Origin of the sequence: Sphingomonas sp. BE138 (assembly GCF_031456125.1) — a bacterium.
Classification (GTDB): domain Bacteria; phylum Pseudomonadota; class Alphaproteobacteria; order Sphingomonadales; family Sphingomonadaceae; genus Sphingomonas.
The window spans coordinates 145,691-165,691 of sequence record NZ_JAVDUC010000005.1 but is presented as its reverse complement, the minus strand read 5'-3'; the positions used below and the strand labels follow the sequence as shown (position 1 = coordinate 165,691).

14 protein-coding genes are annotated in these 20,001 nt (G+C 69.3%); 9 read left to right on the top strand and 5 right to left on the bottom strand.

Annotation, left to right across the window (positions count from 1 at the left end; genetic code table 11):
• Positions 1-93: 93 nt before the first annotated feature.
• Both metC and J2Y58_RS08935 read right to left on the bottom strand, forming a co-directional pair.
• A complete protein-coding gene (gene metC / locus J2Y58_RS08940) occupies positions 94-1,290 on the bottom strand; it encodes a cystathionine beta-lyase (RefSeq protein WP_310101731.1) in 1,197 nt (398 codons plus the stop codon).
• Positions 1,287-2,135 carry a sulfurtransferase gene (locus tag J2Y58_RS08935; RefSeq protein WP_310101728.1) on the bottom strand — a complete coding sequence of 283 codons (849 nt, stop codon included), beginning with the start codon at positions 2,133-2,135 and terminating at the stop codon, positions 1,287-1,289. Before J2Y58_RS08935 ends, metC begins: the two co-directional genes overlap by 4 nt.
• A gap of 101 nt (positions 2,136-2,236) precedes the next feature.
• Between J2Y58_RS08935 and queF the strand changes: the two genes are divergently transcribed.
• The 3 genes from queF (at position 2,237) to J2Y58_RS08920 (ending at position 6,410) form a co-directional block, all read left to right on the top strand.
• Positions 2,237-2,683, top strand: a complete 447-nt coding sequence (gene queF / locus J2Y58_RS08930; RefSeq protein WP_310101725.1) for a preQ(1) synthase — start codon at positions 2,237-2,239, stop codon at positions 2,681-2,683.
• 126 nt (positions 2,684-2,809) lie between these two features.
• Positions 2,810-5,083 (top strand): glycosyltransferase family 4 protein, encoded by a 2,274-nt coding sequence (locus J2Y58_RS08925; RefSeq protein ID WP_310101723.1) that lies wholly within the window; start codon positions 2,810-2,812, stop codon positions 5,081-5,083.
• A 46-nt stretch (positions 5,084-5,129) separates the two neighbouring features.
• Positions 5,130-6,410: a glycoside hydrolase family 130 protein gene (locus J2Y58_RS08920; RefSeq protein ID WP_310101720.1), complete on the top strand. Its 1,281-nt coding sequence runs from the start codon at positions 5,130-5,132 to the stop codon at positions 6,408-6,410.
• Positions 6,411-6,617: 207 nt separating this feature from the next.
• Here the strand turns inward: J2Y58_RS08920 and J2Y58_RS08915 are convergent, their stop codons facing one another.
• Together J2Y58_RS08915 and J2Y58_RS08910 are read right to left on the bottom strand one after the other, a co-directional pair.
• Positions 6,618-7,082 (bottom strand): glycine zipper 2TM domain-containing protein, encoded by a 465-nt coding sequence (locus tag J2Y58_RS08915; RefSeq protein WP_310101718.1) that lies wholly within the window; start codon positions 7,080-7,082, stop codon positions 6,618-6,620.
• Between the two features lie 109 nt (positions 7,083-7,191).
• Positions 7,192-8,898 carry an alpha-L-fucosidase gene (locus J2Y58_RS08910; RefSeq protein ID WP_310101715.1) on the bottom strand — a complete coding sequence of 569 codons (1,707 nt, stop codon included), beginning with the start codon at positions 8,896-8,898 and terminating at the stop codon, positions 7,192-7,194.
• 164 nt (positions 8,899-9,062) lie between these two features.
• Here J2Y58_RS08910 and J2Y58_RS08905 point away from each other — a divergent pair, with 164 nt between their 5' ends.
• Both J2Y58_RS08905 and J2Y58_RS08900 read left to right on the top strand, forming a co-directional pair.
• Positions 9,063-10,973, top strand: coding sequence for a CocE/NonD family hydrolase (locus J2Y58_RS08905; RefSeq protein WP_310101712.1), 1,911 nt, complete (start codon positions 9,063-9,065; stop codon positions 10,971-10,973).
• 232 nt (positions 10,974-11,205) lie between these two features.
• Positions 11,206-13,842, top strand: a complete 2,637-nt coding sequence (locus tag J2Y58_RS08900; RefSeq protein ID WP_310101710.1) for a PAS domain-containing protein — start codon at positions 11,206-11,208, stop codon at positions 13,840-13,842.
• On the opposite strand, the gene J2Y58_RS08895 is transcribed toward J2Y58_RS08900, so the two are convergent.
• Complete coding sequence (locus J2Y58_RS08895) at positions 13,740-14,741, bottom strand: LysR family transcriptional regulator (protein WP_310101990.1); 1,002 nt, start codon at positions 14,739-14,741, stop codon at positions 13,740-13,742. The genes J2Y58_RS08900 and J2Y58_RS08895 overlap by 103 nt on opposite strands.
• Positions 14,742-14,836: 95 nt before the next feature.
• On the opposite strand from J2Y58_RS08895, the gene J2Y58_RS08890 reads away from it, so the two are divergent.
• The 4 genes from J2Y58_RS08890 (at position 14,837) to kdpA (ending at position 19,997) form a co-directional block, all read left to right on the top strand.
• Positions 14,837-16,906 (top strand): malate synthase G, encoded by a 2,070-nt coding sequence (locus J2Y58_RS08890; RefSeq protein WP_310101707.1) that lies wholly within the window; start codon positions 14,837-14,839, stop codon positions 16,904-16,906.
• A 337-nt stretch (positions 16,907-17,243) separates the two neighbouring features.
• Entirely contained in the window at positions 17,244-18,080 is an 837-nt protein-coding gene (locus J2Y58_RS08885) for a TorF family putative porin (RefSeq protein WP_310101704.1), read from the top strand.
• Between the two features lie 110 nt (positions 18,081-18,190).
• Positions 18,191-18,280: a K(+)-transporting ATPase subunit F gene (gene kdpF / locus J2Y58_RS08880; RefSeq protein ID WP_310101702.1), complete on the top strand. Its 90-nt coding sequence runs from the start codon at positions 18,191-18,193 to the stop codon at positions 18,278-18,280.
• A gap of 13 nt (positions 18,281-18,293) precedes the next feature.
• On the top strand, positions 18,294-19,997 hold the full coding sequence (gene kdpA, locus J2Y58_RS08875) for a potassium-transporting ATPase subunit KdpA (protein WP_310101699.1): 1,704 nt from the start codon (positions 18,294-18,296) through the stop codon (positions 19,995-19,997).
• Positions 19,998-20,001: the final 4 nt, after the last annotated feature.

Genomic DNA, 20,001 nt, shown 5'->3' with positions numbered 1-20,001 from the left:
ATCGGCATCGCTGGTGGAAAGAAGTCCCAGCTTTCGCTAGGGTGACGAAGGGGAAGTCTACCGTCTCCCCCTGCCAGCGTGGGGACGACGCCGCTATACCCCCCGCGCCGCCCGCCAGGCCGCGAGTCCGCGCTCCAGATCGGCGATCAGGTCGTCGGCATCCTCCAGCCCGATCTGCAACCGAACGACCGGCCCGGCGAAGGCGCGATCGGTGACGCTGCGGTGGCGCTGCGGATCGACCGGCACCGCCAGGCTCTCGAACCCGCCCCAGCTGTAACCGATCCCGAAGTGGTCGAGCGTGTCGATCAACGCCGTCCGCGCTGCATCGTCGCCCCCCGCCAGCACGAACGAGAACAGCCCCGCCGCGCCGCGGAAGTCGCGCGTCCAGATGTCGTGCCCGGGGCAGGAGGGCAGCGCGGGATGCAGCACCTGCGCCACCTCGGGCCGGGCCGCGAGCCACTGCGCGATGCGCAGCGCGCTCGCCTCGTGCCGCTCCAGCCGCACCCCCATCGTGCGCAGCCCGCGCGACGCGAGATAGGCGTCGTCGGCGCTCACCACCTGCCCCAGCTGGAAACTGGTCTCGCGAAGCGCCGCGAATCGCCCCGGCCCGGCGGTGACCGACCCCATCATCACGTCCGAATGCCCGCCGATGTACTTGGTGCACGCCAGGATCGCATAATCGACGCCCAACCCGATCACCGGGAACAGCAGCGGCGTTGCCCAGGTATTGTCGATGACCGTCGCCACCCCGCGCGCCTGCGCGGCGGCGACGATCGCGGGCACGTCCTGCACCTCGAAGGTGAGGCTGCCGGGGCTTTCCATGAAGATCGCGCGCGTTCGCTCGCCGATCAGTTCGGCGATGCCCGCGCCGATCATCGGATCGTAATAGCGCGTCGTCACCCCCATCCGCGCCAGCAGCTTGTCGGCGATCCCGCGCGTCGGGTCGTAGGCGCTGTCGACCAGCAGGAGTTCGTCGCCCGGCGACAGCAAGGTCAGCAGGCACGCCGCCACCGCCGCCACGCCCGAGGGATAGAGGAAGGTCCCTTCCGCGCCGGGCTCCAGCTCGGTCAACGCATCGGCGAGGCTCCACTGCGTCGGCGTGCCGCGCCGGCCGTAGAACAGCCGGTGGTGGGTATCGCGCGCGCCGGTCGCGCGCAGGTGCGCGACGTCGTCGTAGAGGATCGTCGAGGCGCGCCACACCGGCGTGTTGACAACCCCGGCCGTCCACTCCTTGCGCCGCCCGCCGGTGACCAGCCGCGTCGCGGGGCGGATGTCGTCGCGGTCGCTCATGCTTCACCTGTCGCCTTCGGCGTGGTGGGGTCGCCGCCCCATTCGGTCCAGCTGCCGTCATAGACGGCGGCCTCCTGCCCCAGCAGATGCGCTCCGAACGCCAGCACGCTGGCGGTGATTCCGGAACCGCAGGTCATCGCCATCGGCTTGTTCGGGTCGATTCCGGCGGCGGCGAACGCGTCGGTGAGTGCCGCACCCTGCCTCCACGTCCCGTCGGCGTTGAACAGCCGCGGATAGGGCAGGTTGCGCGACCCCGGAATGTGACCGAGTGCCACGCCGGTGCGCGGATCGGCCTCCGCGCCGGTAAAGCGCGCCGCCGAGCGCGCATCGACGATCTGCACGGTCCCTTCCTGCTGGATCTTCCGCATCGCGGCGAGGTCGAGCACCCCGACCCCGGCGGCGGCCACATCCACCGTCGTCGGCGCCGGCGTGGGCGTTCCCTGTTCCAGCGGCCGCCCCTCCGCTTTCCACTTCGCCAGTCCGCCATCGAGCAGCGCGACCTGCGCGAAGCCGAACGCGCGCAACATCACCCACGCCCGCGCCGCGGTCCGGTGCGGCGCGTCGTCGTAGAGCACGATCCGGTCGTCCGCACGCAGCCCCAGCCGCCCGGCCAGCGCCGCGAAGTGGGTCGCGCCCGGCATGGTCGAGGGCAGCGCCGCGCCCGGCTCCGCGAACGCCGCCAGGTCCATGAATGCCGCGCCCGGAAGATGGCCGGCGGCGAACTCGGCGGCGGCGTCGCGCGGCGGCTCGCCGGGCAGCCCGACATGGTAGCTGGCGTCCAGGACGCGCAGGCCCGGCGCCCCGGTGTTCGCGGCGAGCCATTCGGTGGAGACGAGATCGTGCATCGCCTTCCCATAGCCCTTCGGACGCCGCGGTGAACAGGTCGCAGGCGCGCGCCGCGGTGAACAGGTCGCAATCGCGCACGCGAGCGCCTATGTGCGCGCGCATGACCCCGATGCACCTTGGCCAGACCAGCACGCTTCCCGCCTCGCCGGAGGAAGCGGTCCTCGACTATGTCCCGAACCCGCGCCCCGGCACCACCTATCTGGTGCGCTTCACCCAGCCCGAATTCACCTCGCTCTGCCCAGTTACGGGGCAGCCCGACTTCGCACATCTGGTGATCGATTACGCCCCCGCCGCGACGATCGTCGAATCGAAATCGCTAAAGCTGTTCCTGGGCAGCTTCCGCAACCATGCCGCCTTCCACGAGGATTGCACGGTGGGGATCGGCGAGCGACTGTTCCGCGAGATGCAGCCGCAATGGCTGCGGATCGGCGGTTACTGGTATCCGCGCGGCGGCATGCCGATCGACGTGTTCTGGCAATCGGGCGCGGCGCCTGCCGGCCTATGGCTGCCCGATCAGGGGGTCGCGCCGTACCGCGGACGCGGGTGAACTGATCGCGATCAACCCGTTCGCGGATGCTGCATTGCGGAATTATGGCAACCTTTCGTCTTAATGTCGGTTCATCTTCGCGAACGCGCAGGCATCGGGCCGCGTACCATCGGCAAGGGCAAGGGGATGAAGCAGTCGACCGGAGCGCTGGATGTCGGGCATATCGCGCTGATCGGTAATTTCCTGCCGCGAAAGTGCGGGATCGCGACCTTCACCACCGATACATACACCGCGCTCCGCGCGCGTTTCCCCGACATGCAGGTCGACGTCTACGCGATGGACGACCATCCCGGCCGCTACGATTACCCCGAGGCGGTGGTCGGTGCGATTCCGCAGCACGATCGCGACAGCTACGTCGCCATCGCGCGCACGATCGAGAACAGTGGTGCGCAGGTGCTGTGGCTCCAGCATGAATACGGCATCTTCGGCGGCGAGGCCGGCGGGCACATCCTCGCGCTGCTCGACCGGGTGTCGATCCCGCTGATCGTCACGCTCCACACCGTGCTCGAGAAGCCCAGCGCGGCCGAGCGTACGGTGCTGGAAGGGTTGTTGCGTCGCGCCGCCAAGGTCATCGTCATGGCCGAGCGCGGGCGCGAAATTCTCGAGCGCGTCTATGGCGCTAATCCGAAGCAGATCGCGACCATCCCGCACGGCGTCCCCGATCGGCCGTTCGCCGAGCCTGACGCGTTCAAGACGCGGTTCGGCTGGGAAGGGCGACGCGTAATCCTCACCTTCGGGCTGCTGGCGCCGGGCAAGGGGATCGAGACGATCATCGAGGCGATGCCCGCGGTCGTCGAGCGCAACCCGGAGGCGATGTATGTCGTGCTCGGCGCGACGCACCCCAATCTGGTCGCGCACGAGGGCGAGAAGTATCGCGACTCGCTCAAGGCGCGCGCGGAGCGCTTGGGCGTCGGCGCGAACGTGGCGTTCATCGACGCGTTCGTCGACCATGACGACCTGATCGACTATCTGCAGGCCGCCGATATCTATGCCACGCCGTACCTGAACCCCGCGCAGATCACGAGCGGTACGCTCAGCTACGCGGTCGGCGTCGGCAAGGCGGTGGTGTCGACCCCTTACGTCCATGCGACCGAGATCCTCGCTGACGGGCACGGCGTGCTCGTCGACTTCCGTGACCCGGCCGCGTTCGCGCGTGAAATCAACGACCTGCTCGGCAGTTCGCGCAATCTCGCGCGGTTGTCGGCCCGGGCTTATGCGCGGGGCCGGACGATGATCTGGCCGCGCGTGGTGGAGAAGGCGATGGACGAGCTGATGGCCAGCCTGGCGACCCGGACGCAGCGACTGCCGCATCCGGGCAAGGCCGACAAACAGGTGCTGCCTCCCGATATCGCCGCGGTCGAACGGATGAGCGACGCGACGGGCATGCTCCAGCATTCGATCTTCTCGGTCCCCGACCGCCGCCACGGCTATTGCATCGACGACAACGCCCGCGCGCTGATGTTGATGAGCATGGTGGAGGATTTGGAGCCCTCCGTCCGCGACAAGTGGATGACGATCTACGCCTCGTTCGTCCAATATGCGTGGAATCCCGACGCGCGGCGCTTCCGCAACTTCATGAATTTCGACCGGACGTGGTGCGAGGAGGTCGGCTCGGAGGATTCGAACGGCCGCACGCTCTGGGCGCTGGGTGTCACCGCGCGCGACGCACGCGAGCCCAAGCATCGCGACTGGGCGAAGGCGATCTTCGACAACACCGCGAGCCTCGCGCTGGAACTCGGCAGCCCGCGCGCACAGGGGTTCGCGATGCTCGGTGCGGCGGCGATGCTGGAGGCGTCGCCCGGCCATGAGATGGCGCTGCAGATTCTGCGTCGCTTCCCCGACGAGCACCTCGCGCTGCTCGACGCCGCGCGCCGGCCGGAATGGGGCTGGTTCGAGATCGTGCTGGCCTATGACAACGCCCGCCTGCCCGAGGCGATGTTGCGCGCGGGTATGGCGCTCAACCGCGCGGACCTGATCGCGTGCGGGCTGGACACGCTCGACTGGATCGTCGCGCGCCAGACCGCCCCGGAGGGGCACTTCCGCGCGGTCGGGTCGGAGAGCTTCGGGCGAGTCTATGCCGATCCGCTGCCGTTCGATCAGCAGCCGCTGGAGGCGCAGGCGACGATCGATGCGTGCGCGGCGGCGTTCGACGCGACCGGGGACGCCCGCTGGTACGAGGAGGCGAAGCGCGCCTACGACTGGTATCTCGGCGTCAACGACCTCGATCTGCCGCTGGCGACGCAGCGCGACGGCGGCTGTTTCGATGGGCTGATGCCGACGGGTCTGAACCGCAACCAGGGTGCCGAATCGATCCTTGCGCTGCAAATGGCGTCGTGCGCGATTTCAGGGCTATCAAAGCGCCTCGGAAAAGTGGCAGGGACGGCGCGCGTCTCGGCCTGACGGCTGCGGCGCCCGCGTTCGACGTCACCAACCACGAGGCTAGTCCTTGGAGCTGTTCAACCACCGGCTGCGTTTGCACGCCGATCCGTCGCGCGTCGTCGTGCGCCCCTTCCACATCGGCTGGATCGCCAATGCCAACGGCATCAGCCGTTCGCAGCGGCTGATCAGCGAGGTCATGGACATGTCGCCGCAGGAAGCGCGCGACCAGCTCGACCTCGTGCTCAAGGACTTCGAGGCGCGCCACTGGCAGACGCGGCGCGTGTTCATGACCCGCTACGACGAGATCGCGGCGGCGCACGGCCTCGACGGCAGCCGCATCTCGGACGAGAAGCGGCAGTTGATCGGCGCCTATTTCTGCCACGAATACAGCTACGCCGCCGCCGCGCTGATGAATCCCAGTGCCGTCCCGCACCCCGATCAGTCGGGGATGGAGGACGGTGCGCAGCGGATCGTGATGAGCCTGCGCGCGGTCGGCGAGGGGCATATCTCCTCGGTGGCGTTCCGCGAAGGGATCATCACCAGCGACAACGAGCTGAAGCTGGCGCCCGAGCCGCCGTTCGCGACCGCGACCGACGCGACCGGCACCGACGAGGAAGCGCCGCCCACCGGGCCGGTCACCGTGTATCGCCACCGCGACAGCACGTTGTCGGGCACGGTGATCTTCCCGATCACCGACGCGCAGTCGAAGGGGCTCGAGGATCTGCGCCTCGTCCACTTCACCCACGACGACGGAACGCAGGAGTGGCTGGGCACCTATACCGCCTATAACGGCGCGACGATCCAGTCGGAGCTGCTGCGCACGCGCGATTTCCGTGCATTCGACCTGATTCCGATGACCGGCAGCGCGGCGCGCAACAAGGGCATCGCGCTCTTCCCGCGCAAGGTCGGCGGCGAATATCTCTCGATAGGGCGGCAGGACGGTGAGAACCTGTACCTGCTGCGCACGGACGACCTGACGCATTGGGACGACGGCGAGCTGATCCTGAAACCGGTGTTCCCGTGGGAGTTCGTCCAGATCGGCAATTGCGGCCCGCCGATCGAGATCGACGAGGGCTGGCTGCTGCTGACCCACGGCGTCGGCGCCATGCGCAAATATTCGATCGGCGCGGCGTTGCTCGACAAGCACAATCCCGCGCGCGTGATCGGCCGGACCCGCTCGCCGATCCTGGCGGCGGCGGATCAGGACCGCGAAGGCTATGTGCCTAACGTCGTCTACACCTGTGGCGCGATGAAGCACGGCGACAAGTTGTTCATGCCGTATGGCATTGCGGACAGCTCGGTCGGCTTTGCATTCGTGTCCATCAAGGAGCTGCTGGCGAAGATGTGACCGGTCGCTGCCGCGGCCGCGCCCGCAGCGATGCGCCGGCCGACTGGCCGCGCAGCGACCGGTCCGGCCGGCGGGGCGGCAAGGCCGATCCCGTCAGACGTCAAGCCGGCGGCTCTGCCGTCGACGCCCGCGCCCGTGCCCGCCGTTCCGTCATGGCGAAAGGGCCAGGTCACCTGGTCCCTCCGCCTCGACAGCCCGCGCGTTCGATCACCGCTGGCAGTACCGCGGGTTGTTGCTCCGCTCGACCGCATTGCCCGCCAGCGCACCCGCGCCCGCGCCCAGCACCGTGCCGAGCGTGCGGTCGCCGCGCGAGTCGATCACGCGTCCCAGCAGCCCGCCGGCGATCGCGCCGACCACCGACCCGGTCGTCCCGCTCTGGCAGCGCGCATTGTAGCGATACCGCCCGTTGTCGCGATAGTCGCGATACCCGCGGTCGTCGCGATAATAGCCGCCGCGGTCGTATTCGGCATAGCGCGGCCCCCGGTTCCAGCCGTCGCGATAGGCGCCGCGATACGCACGGTCGTGATCGCGATAGCCATCGTCGTCATAGCCACGATACTCGCGCTCGTAATAGTCGCGCTCGACATACCGCTGCGCCTGCGCCGCCACCGGGGTCAGCGCGACCAGCGCCAGCGCGGCAGACCCGAGACCGACCGACATCTTCCTGAACATGACCAGCTCCCCAACACGCATCACCGTCGCGACACCGGGATCGGCTGCGACGATGATCCGTATTCGCGGGCGCGGTTGAGCCGGTCCTGAATGCGTCCGTTATCGTGCGTTAAGCCACCGATCCCTCGGTCAGCCCCGCGCCCGACAGGATCAGCGCCACACCGATGTCGTTGCGGCGCTCGGCGGGCACGTCCACCTCCAGCGCTTCGGCGGTGCGCCGGAACCGCAGCGGCGCATCGCTGCCGGGAAGGGTGACCCGCTCCACCGTCCCGCGGCCGACGCGATCGTCCCTGGCCAGCAACGTCAGCCGTACGACGTTGTCCTCGGGCCAGCCGAGCACGAGGGCGTGCAGCTTGCCCGCCTTCGTGACGTAGCGGACGTCTTTCGGACCGTAGAGCGACGTCGGCCCGCCCTCCGAGAACAACCCGCCGCCGGACTTGCGCGGCCCTTCGCCGAAGACGCGCCACGGTCGCGTCGCATGGATCGCCGCGCCGTACCGCTGCATCCACGTGGCAATACCTTCGACGATCCGCTCTTCCTTGTCGTCGATCGTCCCGTCGCCGCGCAGCGGCACGTTGAGCATCAGATTGCCGTTCTTCGAGACGACATCGCACAGCGTGTGGATGACGGTGGCGGCGGATTTGTAGCGGTCGTTGTCGTAGACGGCCTGATCGTAATGCCATTCGCCGATGCAGGTGTCGGTCTGCCACGGGAAGCGCTCGATATAGGTCTTGCCGCCGCGCTCGACGTCGTCGACGATGCCGGTACGCCGCTGCGGCGGAATGTTCTTGCCGGTGACGACCGCCTCCAGCCGCCCGCGGTTCCACGCCATGCTGCGGTTGTAGAAATAGGCGGTGATGTCCAGCCCGGCCTGTTCCAGCGGCAGATCGAAATTGTCGAAATAGACGAGGTCGGGCTTGTAGCGGTCGATCAGTTCCTGACAGCGCAGGTACCAGTTGCGCACGAACGCGGCGCTGGCGGGCGTGCCCTCGTTCCACAGCCGGTCGTGCGCCTCGTGCCAGGCATCGGCCTCCAGGATCGTCTCGATGCCGTCCGGCATGATGTCGTCGCGCCCGGTGTAGAGCTGTTGCGGGTCCAGCCCCTCCCACCACTTCCCGCGGCCGTCCGCCTTCGTCAGCCGGAACGCGTCATAGCGCTCGCCGCGCCGCGGCCCTTCGGGGTCGTAGCCATAAGCGGCCTGGTTCCAGTGCCAGGCATGCGCCGAGTGGTTCGACACCCCGAACCGCAAGCCCCGCTCGCGCGCCAGCCGCTCCCAGGTGCCGACGATGTCGCGCTTCGGCCCGACGCGCGTGCTGTTCCAGCCATGATGCGTCGAGGCATAGCAATCGAGATTGTCGTGGTGATTGGCGAGCGCCATGAAATAGCGCGCGCCCGCCTTCTGATAGAGGTCGATCAGCCGCACCGGGTCCCATTTCTCGGCCTTCCAGCGGTTCTGGATCTCCATGAAGCCGGTGTCGGCGGGATGGCCGTAGGTCTTCAGGTGATGCGCATAGTGCGTCGACCCTTGAAGATACATGTTGCGCGCGTACCAGTCGCCGGCCGCCGGCACGCATTGCGCGGTCCAGTGCGCCCAGATCCCGAACTTGGCGTCGCGGAACCAGTCGGGGACGGTGTAGCCGCTGGTCAGCGATCGCCAGTCGGGCGTGAAGGCCGCCGGTGCGGGAACGCGGACCGGGCGGAAACCGCCCGCGTGCGTGCCATAGCCGCACGACGACGGCGCGGCGGTGGCGGGCGCCCCCGCGATCGCACCGGCGGCGGCCCCGGCGCCCAGCGCCTGCCTGCGGGTTACCTTCATCGCGGTTCCTCTCCCATGATGGCACGTTCGACCGTGCCTGTTTTTGAAAACTGGTTTTCATCATGCCTGCGCCCTCGCGGACTTACCAGTCCCTCATGCGCCGCTTGCCGTCGCGCCGGGTGTAGGCCACAGGACCGGGTCAGTCATTCTGCCGGAGTTTCTCCATGCGTCGTCTCGCCGTGCCGCTGATCGCCCTGGCCACCATCGCGGCGCAGGCGCCCCAGCAACCGCCCGCCACCGGCGATATCCCGGCCAAGTTCGTCCTGCCAACCGCCGCCAACGATTACGAGAAGCGCGAGGTGATGATCCCGATGCGCGACGGTGTGCGGCTCCACACCGTCATCGTCATCCCGAAGAACGCCGCCAACGCACCGATCGTCCTGACCCGCACGCCCTACAACGCGTCGGCGCGCGCGAATCGCAGCGACAGCCCCTCGATGCTGAACGCGCTGCCGCTCGCCGACGAGATCTTCGTGAAGGGCGGCTATATCCGCGTCTATCAGGACATCCGCGGCAAATACGGGTCGGAGGGCGATTACGTCGTCACGCGCCCCGTGATCGGCCCGCTCAACCCGACGAAAGTCGATCACGTCACCGACGCGTACGACACGATCGACTGGCTGGTGAACAAGGCGAACCTGCCACAATCGAACGGCCGCGTGGGGATGATCGGCTCGTCCTACGAAGGCTTCACCGTCGTCATGGCGTTGCTGAACCCGCACCCCGCGCTGAAGGTCGCTGCACCCGAAAGCCCGATGATCGACGGCTGGATGGGCGACGACTGGTTCCATTACGGCGCGTTCCGCCTTGCCAATATCGCGTGGCTCGGCGGGCAGACCGGCTACAAGTCGGGCGGGGCGTTGCCGCCGACCGGCGGGTGGGACGACTACGACAATTTCCGGAGCGGTTCGGCGGGAGACTGGGCGAAGAAGTCGGGCTACGACCAGCTGCCGTACTGGACGCGCATGTCGCAGCATCCCGCCTATGACGCCTTCTGGCAGGGGCAGGCGCTCGACAAGTTGCTCGCCGCCAATCCCTCCAACGTGCCGACGCTTTGGGAACAGGGCTTGTGGGATCAGGAGGATATGTACGGCGCGATCACCGCGTGGGAGGCGCTGAAGGCCAAGGGCAGGACCGGCAACAACTTCCTCGTGATGGGGCCATGGCGACACAGCCAGATCAACCGCGAGGGGCGGAGCCTCGGCCCGTTTGAGTGGAACGGCGACACCGCCGCGCAATTCCGCGAGCAGATGGTGCTGCCGCTGTTCGACCAGTATCTGAAGGATGCCGCACCCGCGAACCTGCCCGCAGCCGCGATCTACAACACCGGCGAGAACCATTGGGACCGTTTCGCGACGTGGCCGCTCGCGTGCGAACAGGGCTGCGCCGCGCCGCTGACGCCGATGTACCTCCAGGCGGACGGCGGCCTCGCCGCGGCGAAGGGCGCGACCGGCGGCGACGCGTACGTCTCCGATCCCGCCAAGCCTGTCCCGCACCTGCCGCGCCCGGTCAATTTCAACGACGGCCGCTGGGGTGACTGGCTGGTCAGCGACCAGCGCCACGCCGACGGCCGCCCCGACGTGCTGACCTATATGACGCCGGTGCTGACGCAGCCGATGCGCGTGTCCGGCGCGCCGATCGCCGACCTTTATGCGGCGACGACCGGCACCGATGGCGACTTCGTGGTCAAGATCATCGACGTCCTGCCGCCCGAAAACGCCACCGACCCGAAGATGGGCGGCTATCAGCTGCCGATCAGCCTCGACATCTTCCGCGGTCGCTACCGCAACAGCTTTTCCGCGCCCAGCGCGATCCCGGCCGGCAAGGTCCAGCGCTACCGCTTCCGCCTGCCGACCGTGAACCACGTCTTCCAGCCCGGGCACCGCGTGATGGTGCAGGTCCAGTCGTCGCTGTTCCCGCTCTACGACCGCAACCCGCAGACGTACGTGAAGAACATCTTCTACGCGCAGCCTGGCGATTATCGGAAGGCGACGGTGACGATCGAGCGCGGGGGCGCGCAGGCCAGCGCGGTCCTGCTGCCGATCGTCCCGGTGCAGCAGGCGCAGGTGCAGTGACCGCTTCGTCGCTGCGCGCGTGATCAAGCGACCCACAGCGTCCTGATCCGACGCGGGAGAAACGCCGCCGCTGCCGCCATGTCATGCGGCGCGGCGGAGCGGGCGGCCTACCTCGCGCACCGTATCGCGCGGCGGCCCGTGTGGGCGCGAACGCCGCGTCGATGCGGCTGTCGCCGCCACGCGCTACAACGCCTGTCTTGACAAGGTTTAATGATCGCGTGTCGAAAGGGCCATGCCGCAGATGACACGCCCGTTCGGCACCGGTGAGATGGCGGAGCGCATCCGCGCCTTCGACTGGGCCGCCACGCCGCTCGGCGCGATCCACGGCTGGCCGGCCGAGCTGCTCTCCACGGTCGAGACGATGCTGGGGCTGCCCGGCCCCGCGACGTTGCTGTGGGGCGACGATCACCTGCAACTCTATAACGACGCCTATATTGCGATCGCGCGGGACCGCCATCCGGCGCTGCTCGGTCATTCGGCGACCGCCGGCTGGAAGGACATCTATTCGTCGGACGCGGCGCAGCGGCTCGCGACGGTTCGCGCCGGCGGGTCGGTGTCGGTCGCCGGGCTGGAGGTCGCGGTGCGCAACGCCGAGGGCGTCTTCGAGCGGCGCGCCTTCGACATCGGCTGGTCGCCGGTCCGCGACGCCGCCGGCGCGGTCGTCGGTGCCCTTCAGACACTGGTCGAGGTGACCGAGCATCGCCGCGCCGTCACGCAGTTGCGCGACAGCGAGGCGCGGCTGCGGATGCTGGTCGCGACCGGCAGCCACATGCTCTACCGGATGAATGCCGACTGGAGCGAGCTGCTCTACGTCGACGGGCGCGGCATGGTGGACGACGTTGCCGAACCGACCGGCAACTGGGTCGAGCGCTTCATTCCGGCCGTCGATCGCGGCGCGGTCTTCGCGGCGATCGCCGCGGCGATCGAGGGCAGGACGCCGTACGAGCTCGAACATCGCGTCTACGGTCGCGACGGATCGATCGGCTGGGCGCTGTCGCGCGCGATCCCGATCCGCGACGATGCGGGGAATATCGTCGAATGGTTCGGCACGGGCATCGACGTCACCGCGCGCCGCACCGCCGAGGAGGTGGTTCGCCGAAGCGAGGAATTGCGCGGCATCGCGCTCGACGGCGGCGGCATGGGGGCGTGGCGGATCGATCTGGCCGCGCGCGAGGTGCGCGGCGATGCGCGCTTCTTCGCCTTGTGCGGGATGCCGCCAGGCGACGAGCCGCGCCCGTTCGCCGACTTCCTCGCACGGATTTCGCCGCAGGGCGTCGCGGCGATCGAGCGGCTGGCGGCGCGCCGCATCGCACCCGGCGCGGAGTTCGACGGCGAAGTCGAGATCGTCGCGGGGCCGACCGCCGGTTGCTGGTTGCGGTGGCGCGGGCGTGCCGACGGGCCGAACACCGCGATGATCCACGGCGTGGTCTTCGACGTCACGGAGCAGCGGCACGCGCTGGCCACGCTGCGCGAGCGCGAGGCCTTGCTGCGGCAGTTCGGCGATGCGTCGCAGGACGTGTTGTGGATCCGCGAGGCCGCGACGCTGCGCTGGCGCTACATGACCCCGGCGTTTCGCACCATCTACGGCTGGTCGCGTCGCGCGGCCATGGCGGGCGACCATTATCGCGACTGGCTCGATCGCGTGCTGCCGGAGGATCGCGGCCCGGTCGAGCGTGCGATCGCGCGCGTGCAGGGTGGGGAGCATATCGGCTTCGACTATCGCATCCGCCGCGTCGCGGATGGCGAGACGCGCTGGCTGCGCACCACCGGTTTCCCGATCCGCGACGACGATGGGCGCGTGACGCTGATCGGCGGGATCACCGCCGACGTCACCGCCTCGCGGCTGGCGCGCGACGCGGTGGCGCGCAGCGAGGAACGATTGCGCAGCGCGGTCGAGGTCGGCGGAGTCGGGCTATGGGACTGGAACGTCGCCACCGGCGACGTGCATTGGTCCGACGAGCATTACCGTCTGCAAGGGTATGAGGTCGGCGCGGTGGAGCCGGGTTACGCGGCCTGGCTCGCGCGGCTCCATCCCGATGATCGACCCGAGGCGCAGGCGCGGATGGAGGCGGCAATGGGGGGCGGCCCCGCCTACGTCCAGGAGTTCCGCGCCGTCCATCCGGACGGTTCGGTCCACTGGCATTCGGCGCGCGGCCGCTTCTTCTTCGACGATCAGGGGCAGCCGGTGCGGATGATCGGCGCGATGGTCGACGTGACGCAGCGCCGCGAATGGGAGGAGCGGCAGAAGGTGCTCGTCGCCGAGCTTCAGCATCGCACCCGCAACCTGATCGGGGTCGTCCAGGTGCTCGCCGACAAAGCGGTGCGCTCCAGCCGCGATCTCGTCGACTTCCACCAGCGCTTCGGCCACCGGATGCAGGCGCTCGTCCGCGCGCAGCAATTGCTGTCACGGCTCGACGAAAGCGACCGCGTGACCTTCGACACGTTGCTCGGCGCCGAACTCGCCGCGCTCGACGGCGAGGCGGGAGAGGTGGCATGCGATGGGCCGAAGGGGGTGCGGCTGCGCTCCTCGACGGTGCAGACGCTGGCGATGGCGCTGCACGAGTTGGCGACCAACGCGGTGAAATACGGTGCGCTCGGGCAGCCGGGCGCGCGGCTGTCGATCGTCTGGACGGTGGAGCCGGGTGCGGACGGCGATCCGTGGCTGCACGTCGACTGGCACGAAAGCGGCGTGACGATGCCCGACAGCGACGCCGCGCCGCTCGGCTCGGGCGAGGGGCGGGAACTGATCGAGCGTGCGCTGCCGTATCAGCTCGGCGCGCGCACCTCGTTCACGCTGGGGAACGATGGCGTCCGCTGCCGGATCGCCATTCCGGTGTCGACGAGCGGCGCGGCGGCTCGCGCCACCTGATCCTGGCCGGCCGGCCGCTCCCACGGCGCCGGGTCGAGCGTCCCGCGCAGGAAGTCGACGAACGCGCGCACGGCCGCCGGCACCGCCGGCGCGCGTGGGTGGATCGCGTGGATGCCCAGATCGCGCGGCCCCTCCCAGCCGGGTAGCACCGGGACCAGCCGTCCGTCCGCCAGCGCGTCGCCGACATCCCAGACGGAGCGTAGGGCGATTCCGACACCGGCCAGCGCCAGCTCCCGTACGATCTCGCTCGAATTGGTGCGCACATGGCTGCGCCCGTCGACCTGCCGGCGCCGATGCCCGTTGACCAGCCGCCAGGGCCATTGCCCGTCGGCGGCGAGCAGGCGCTGCTTCGCCAGCTCACCGATGGTGCGCGGCGCGCCGTACTCCGCCAGATAGGCCGGCGCCGCGCACAGCAGCCGCTGGCTGCTACCCAGCCGGTGTGCGACCAGGCTGGGCGGGATCTCGGCCGCGATCCGCACCGCCACGTCGACGCGCTCGCCGATCAGGTCGACGTTGGCGTCGGTCAGGTTCAGCTCCAGTTCGACACGCGGCGCGGCATCAAGGAAGCGATGCAGGTGCGGGGCGATGTGCAGCCGCCCGAACGAGGTCGGCGCCGACACGCGCAGCACCCCCGCCGGCTCGTCGCGCGCCCCGGCCGCGCGCGCCTCCGCCGCCGCGATCGCGCCCAGGATGGCGACCACATCGGCATGGAACCGCTCGCCCGCGTCGGTCGCCGCCAGCCGTCGCGTCGTCCGCTGGATCAGCCGCACGCCCAGCCGCGCCTCCAGCCGCGCCAGCCGCTTCGACGCCATCGCAGGCGAGATGTTCAGCACGCGCGCCGCCGCCGACAGGCTGCCTGCCTCCATCACGCGGGCGAACAGGACGTAGTCAGGGTCCAGCGATCCGTTCCTCCGGAGAAAAGATGTTTCGAACCTTCGCTGTCTACCGACAGGATCGCAAGCCTTCTATGTCGGCGGGCAGGAGGATGCCGACGATGACCGAAAGCTACACCGACCGCGCCGGGCTGCACGTCGCCACCGAACTCGCCGCCTTCGTCGAGCAGCGCGCGCTGCCCGGCACCGGCATCGCCCCCGACGCCTTCTGGCCGGGCCTCGCCGACCTCTACGCCCGCCTCGCTCCCGAGAACGAAGCGTTGCTCGCCACCCGCGATGCGCTCCAGGCGCGCATCGACGACTGGCACCGCAGCGGCGCACCGCAGGCCGGCTACGAGGCGTTCCTGCGCGGGATCGGTTATCTCGTCCCCGAACCCGCGCCGTTCACGATCGCGCCCGGCGTGGTCGACGACGAGGTCGCGCGCATCGCCGGGCCGCAACTGGTCGTGCCCGTTCTCAACGCGCGCTTCCTGCTCAACGCCGCCAATGCGCGCTGGGGCAGCCTCTACGACGCGCTTTACGGCACCGACGCGATCCCCGGCGCGCCGGCCGACGCCGATTACGATCCGGAGCGCGGTGCGCAGGTCATCGCCTGGGCGCGCGACTTCCTCGACCGCGCGGTTCCGCTGGCCGCCGGCAGCTGGCGCGACTGGCGCGGCGACACCCCCGCGCTCGCCGACCCCGCGCACCTTGCGGGCCGCGCCGGAGACAACTGGCTGCTGCGCCACCACGGGCTGCATATCGAACTGGTCATCGACCGCGCGCATCCGATCGGCGCCACCGATCCCGCGGGGCTCGCCGACGTCATCCTCGAATCCGCGCTCACCACCATCTGCGACCTGGAGGATTCGGTCGCCGCGGTCGATGCCGCCGACAAGGTCGCAGCCTATGGCAACTGGCTCGGGCTGATGCGCGGCGATCTGGCCGACACGTTCGAGAAGAACGGCCGCACCGTCACCCGCCGCCTCGCCGCCGACCGCCGGTATACCGCGCCGGACGGTAGCGCCTTCACGCTGCCCGGCCGCGCGCTGCTGTTCGTCCGCAACGTCGGCCACCTGATGACCACCCCCGCGCTGCTGCTGCCGGATGGGGCGGAGGCGCCCGAGGGCATCCTCGACGCCGCGCTCACCACGCTGATCGCGCTCCACGATCGCTGCGCAAACTCACGCAGCGGCGCGATCTACATCGTCAAGCCGAAGATGCACGGCCCGGACGAGGCGGCGTTCACGAACCGCCTGTTCGACGCGGTCGAGGACCTGCTTGCGCTCCCGCGCCACACGATCAAGGTCGGGGTGATGGACGAGGAACGCCGCACCAGTGCGAACCTTGCCGCCTGCATCCATGCGGTCCGCAATCGCGTCGTGTTCATCAACACCGGCTTCCTCGACCGCACCGGCGACGAGATCCACACCGCGATGCAGGCCGGGGCGATGGTCCGCAAGGCCGAGATGAGGGACGCCGCGTGGATCCGCGCCTATGAGGATCGCAACGTCCGGATCGGGCTGGCCTGCGGGCTGTCGGGCAGGGCGCAGATCGGCAAGGGGATGTGGGCCGCTCCCGACCGGATGCGCGACATGCTCGAGCAGAAGATCGCGCACCCGCAATCGGGCGCGACCACCGCCTGGGTGCCGTCGCCGACTGCCGCGACGCTCCACGCGACGCACTACCATCTGGTCGACGTTGCTGCCCGCCAGCGCGCGCGCGCCGCGGAGCCGATCGCGCCGCTCGGCGATCTGCTGACGATCCCGCTCGCCGCCGGACATCATTGGTCGGCGGACGAGATCGCCGCCGAGCTCGACAACAATGCGCAGGGCATTCTCGGCTATGTCGTGCGCTGGATCGATCAGGGCGTCGGCTGCTCCAAGGTTCCCGACATCCACGACATCGGATTGATGGAGGACCGTGCGACGCTGCGCATTTCGTCGCAGCACATCGCCAACTGGCTTCTCCACGGCATCGCCACGCCCGATCAGGTCGACGCCGCCTTCGCGCGCATGGCCGCCAAGGTCGATGCGCAGAACGCCGCTGACCCGGCCTATCGCCCGCTCACCGCGGACAGCCTCGCGATGCAGGCGGCGCGCGCGCTGGTGTTCGAGGGTGCGGCACAGCCGAACGGCTATACCGAACCGCTGCTGCACCGTTTCCGGCGCCGGGCGAAGACCGCAACCTAACCCAGATTGGCGATCCGAGGGAACGAACCCGCCGGTTTGGCACTGGCAGGTCGTGAAATCGATTGCCCTTCATCTCCATGAACAGGCGGAGCGTTATTATCGCCTCGCCGCCCAACTGGATACCCGCGGCGACGGGGCGTTTCTCCGTCACATGGCGCGCGGGTATCGCGCGCAGGCGGAGCGCCATGCCGCCACGGAGCCGGCGCGCGAACCCGCGCTATACGCCGGCTATATGCGAAACCCCGGAATCGCTCTCGAATAACAACGCGATCCGCGCCTAATCGCCTGTCCTTGAAGCCGCCCCCGAACGGGGCGGCGCGTTGTTCGAGGGACAGGAATGACCATCCTCCGTGCCGCCGCGGCGCTCGCCGCGCTCGGCCTTTCCGGCACCGCCGCCGCCGCCGAAGCGCCGCGCCTCACCGCTAGCGGCACCGCGACGCTCGCCACCGACTACCGCCTGCGCGGCGTGTCGCAGTCCGATGGCCGCCCCGCGGTTCAGGGCGGTCTGACGCTCGCGCACGACACCGGCGTCTATGCCGGCGTCTGGGCATCGAACCTTGCGGGCTGGGGTACGTTCGGCGGCGCGAACATGGAACTCGACCTGATCGGCGGTTACCGTGCGAAGGTCGCGAACGACGCCACGCTCGACGCCGGGCTCACCTGGTACATGTACCCCGGCGGCGCCGCGAAGACCGATTATGCGGAGGCGTTCGCGAAGCTGACCGGCACCGTCGGCCCCGCGACGCTGACCGCCGCAGTCGCTTATGCGCCCGAGCAGCAGGCGCTCGGCAAATGGTACGCCACCGGCGCCGATGCCGCGGCGGGCACCTATACGTCCCCCGGCGCAAAGGGCGACAACCTCTATCTCTGGGGTGACGGCGCGCTCGCGGTCACCGGCACGCCGTTCACCGTCAAGGCGCATGTCGGGCACAGCCACGGGCAGGACGGGCTCGGTCCCAACGCTACCGCGGTGTCACCGACCGGCGATTACTGGGACTGGTCGGTCGGCACCGACGTGACGTGGCGCACCCTGACCTTCAACCTTTCCTACGTCGACACCGACATCTCCACCCGCGCGGCGCGCTATCTCCAGCCCAGCTTCAGCCGCGGGCAGGACGGGCGCGGCAGCATCGCGGGCGCGACGCTCGTCGCTTCCCTCTCCGCCGCCTTCTGAAAGGGCACCGACCATGCAGGATCTGATCTGGCTCGCCGTGCTGGCCGGCTTGGGCGCGCTGACGCTCGCCTATGTCCGCCTGTGCGATCGCGCATGAGGGAGACGCGCGCATGACCCTCGACCTCACGCTCGCCGCGCTCGTCGCGGTGGGGCTGCTCGTCTATCTCGTGGCGGTGCTGCTCCGCCCCGAACGCTTCTGAAGGGGCGTCGTTTATGACCATCCAGGGCTGGACGCTGATCCTCGCCTTCGTCGCGATCCTGCTGGCGCTCGCCAAGCCGGTCGGCCTGTGGCTGTTCGCGCTCTACGAGGGCCGCCGCACGCCGCTCCACCTCGTGCTCGGCCCCGTCGAGCGTGCCTTCTACCGCCTGTCGGGTGTCGATCCGTCCGCCGAGCAGGGCTGGCGCCGCTACGCTGTCCACATGCTGTTGTTCAACCTCGCCGGCGTGTTCTTCACCTATGCCCTGCTGCGGACGCAGGCGCTGTTGCCGCTCAACCCAGGCGGGTTGCCGGCGGTGAACGAGCATCTGTCGTTCAACACCGCGATCAGCTTTGTCGCGAACACCAACTGGCAAAGCTATGGCGGGGAAGCGACGATGTCGAACCTCAGCCAGATGCTCGCGCTCACCATCCACAACTTCCTGTCGGCCGCGACCGGGATCGCGCTGGCCTTCGCGCTGTTCCGCGGCTTCGCGCGCGCCGGCAAGGGCACGATCGGCAACTTCTGGGCCGACCTGACGCGCGTCACGCTGTACCTCCTGCTGCCGGTCTCGGTCGTCTACGCGCTGTTCCTCGTCGCCTCGGGCGTGCCGCAGACGCTGGCGGGCAGCGCGGTGGTCGACACGCTGGAGGGCGCGCGCCAGACGCTGACGCTCGGGCCGGTCGCCAGCCAGGAAGCGATCAAGATGCTCGGCACCAACGGCGGCGGCTTCTTCAACGCCAACAGCGCGCACCCGTTCGAGAACCCGAATGCGCTGACCAACTTCATCCAGATGCTGTCGATCTTCGTCCTCGGCACCGGGCTGACGTGGACGTTCGGCCGCGCGGTCGGCAACCCGCGTCAGGGTTGGGCGATCCTTGCCGCGATGATGATCCTGTTCGTCGCCGGCACCACCGTTACCTATTGGGCGGAGGCGGCGGGCACGCCGCTCGCCCACCATCTCGGCATCGCCGGCGGCAATATGGAGGGTAAGGAGGTGCGGTTCGGCATCGCCGCCTCCGCGCTGTTCGCCACCGTCACCACCGCCGCGTCATGCGGCGCGGTCAATGCGATGCACGACAGCTTCACCGCGCTTGGCGGGATGATCCCGCTATTCAACATGCAATTGGGCGAGGTCGTGATCGGCGGCGTCGGCGCCGGCATCTACGGCTTCCTGCTCTTTGCGATCCTCGCCGTCTTCGTCGCCGGGCTGATGGTCGGGCGCACGCCGGAATATGTCGGCAAGAAGATCGAGGCGCGCGAGGTCAAGCTGGCGGTGCTCGCCATCGCGGTCCTGCCGCTCGTCATCCTCGGGCTCACCGCGCTCTCGTCGGTGGCGGCACCGGGGCTGGCGGGTCCGCTCAACAAGGGGCCGCACGGTTTCTCGGAGATCCTCTACGCCTTCACCAGCGCGGTCGCCAACAACGGCTCCGCCTTCGCCGGTCTGACCGCCGCGACCCCGTGGTACGATGGCCTGCTCGGCGTCGCGATGTGGCTGGGGCGGTTCTTCGTGATCGTGCCGATGCTGGCGATTGCCGGCAGCCTGGCGGCCAAGAAGGTCGTGCCCGCCAGCACCGGCTCGTTCCCGACCACGGGCGGCTTGTGGGTCGGGCTGCTGGTCGGAATCATTCTGATCCTCGGCGGCCTCACCTTCCTGCCCGGCCTCGCGCTCGGCCCCATCGCGGATCACCTCGCCATGATCCGCGCCCACACCTTCTGATCCG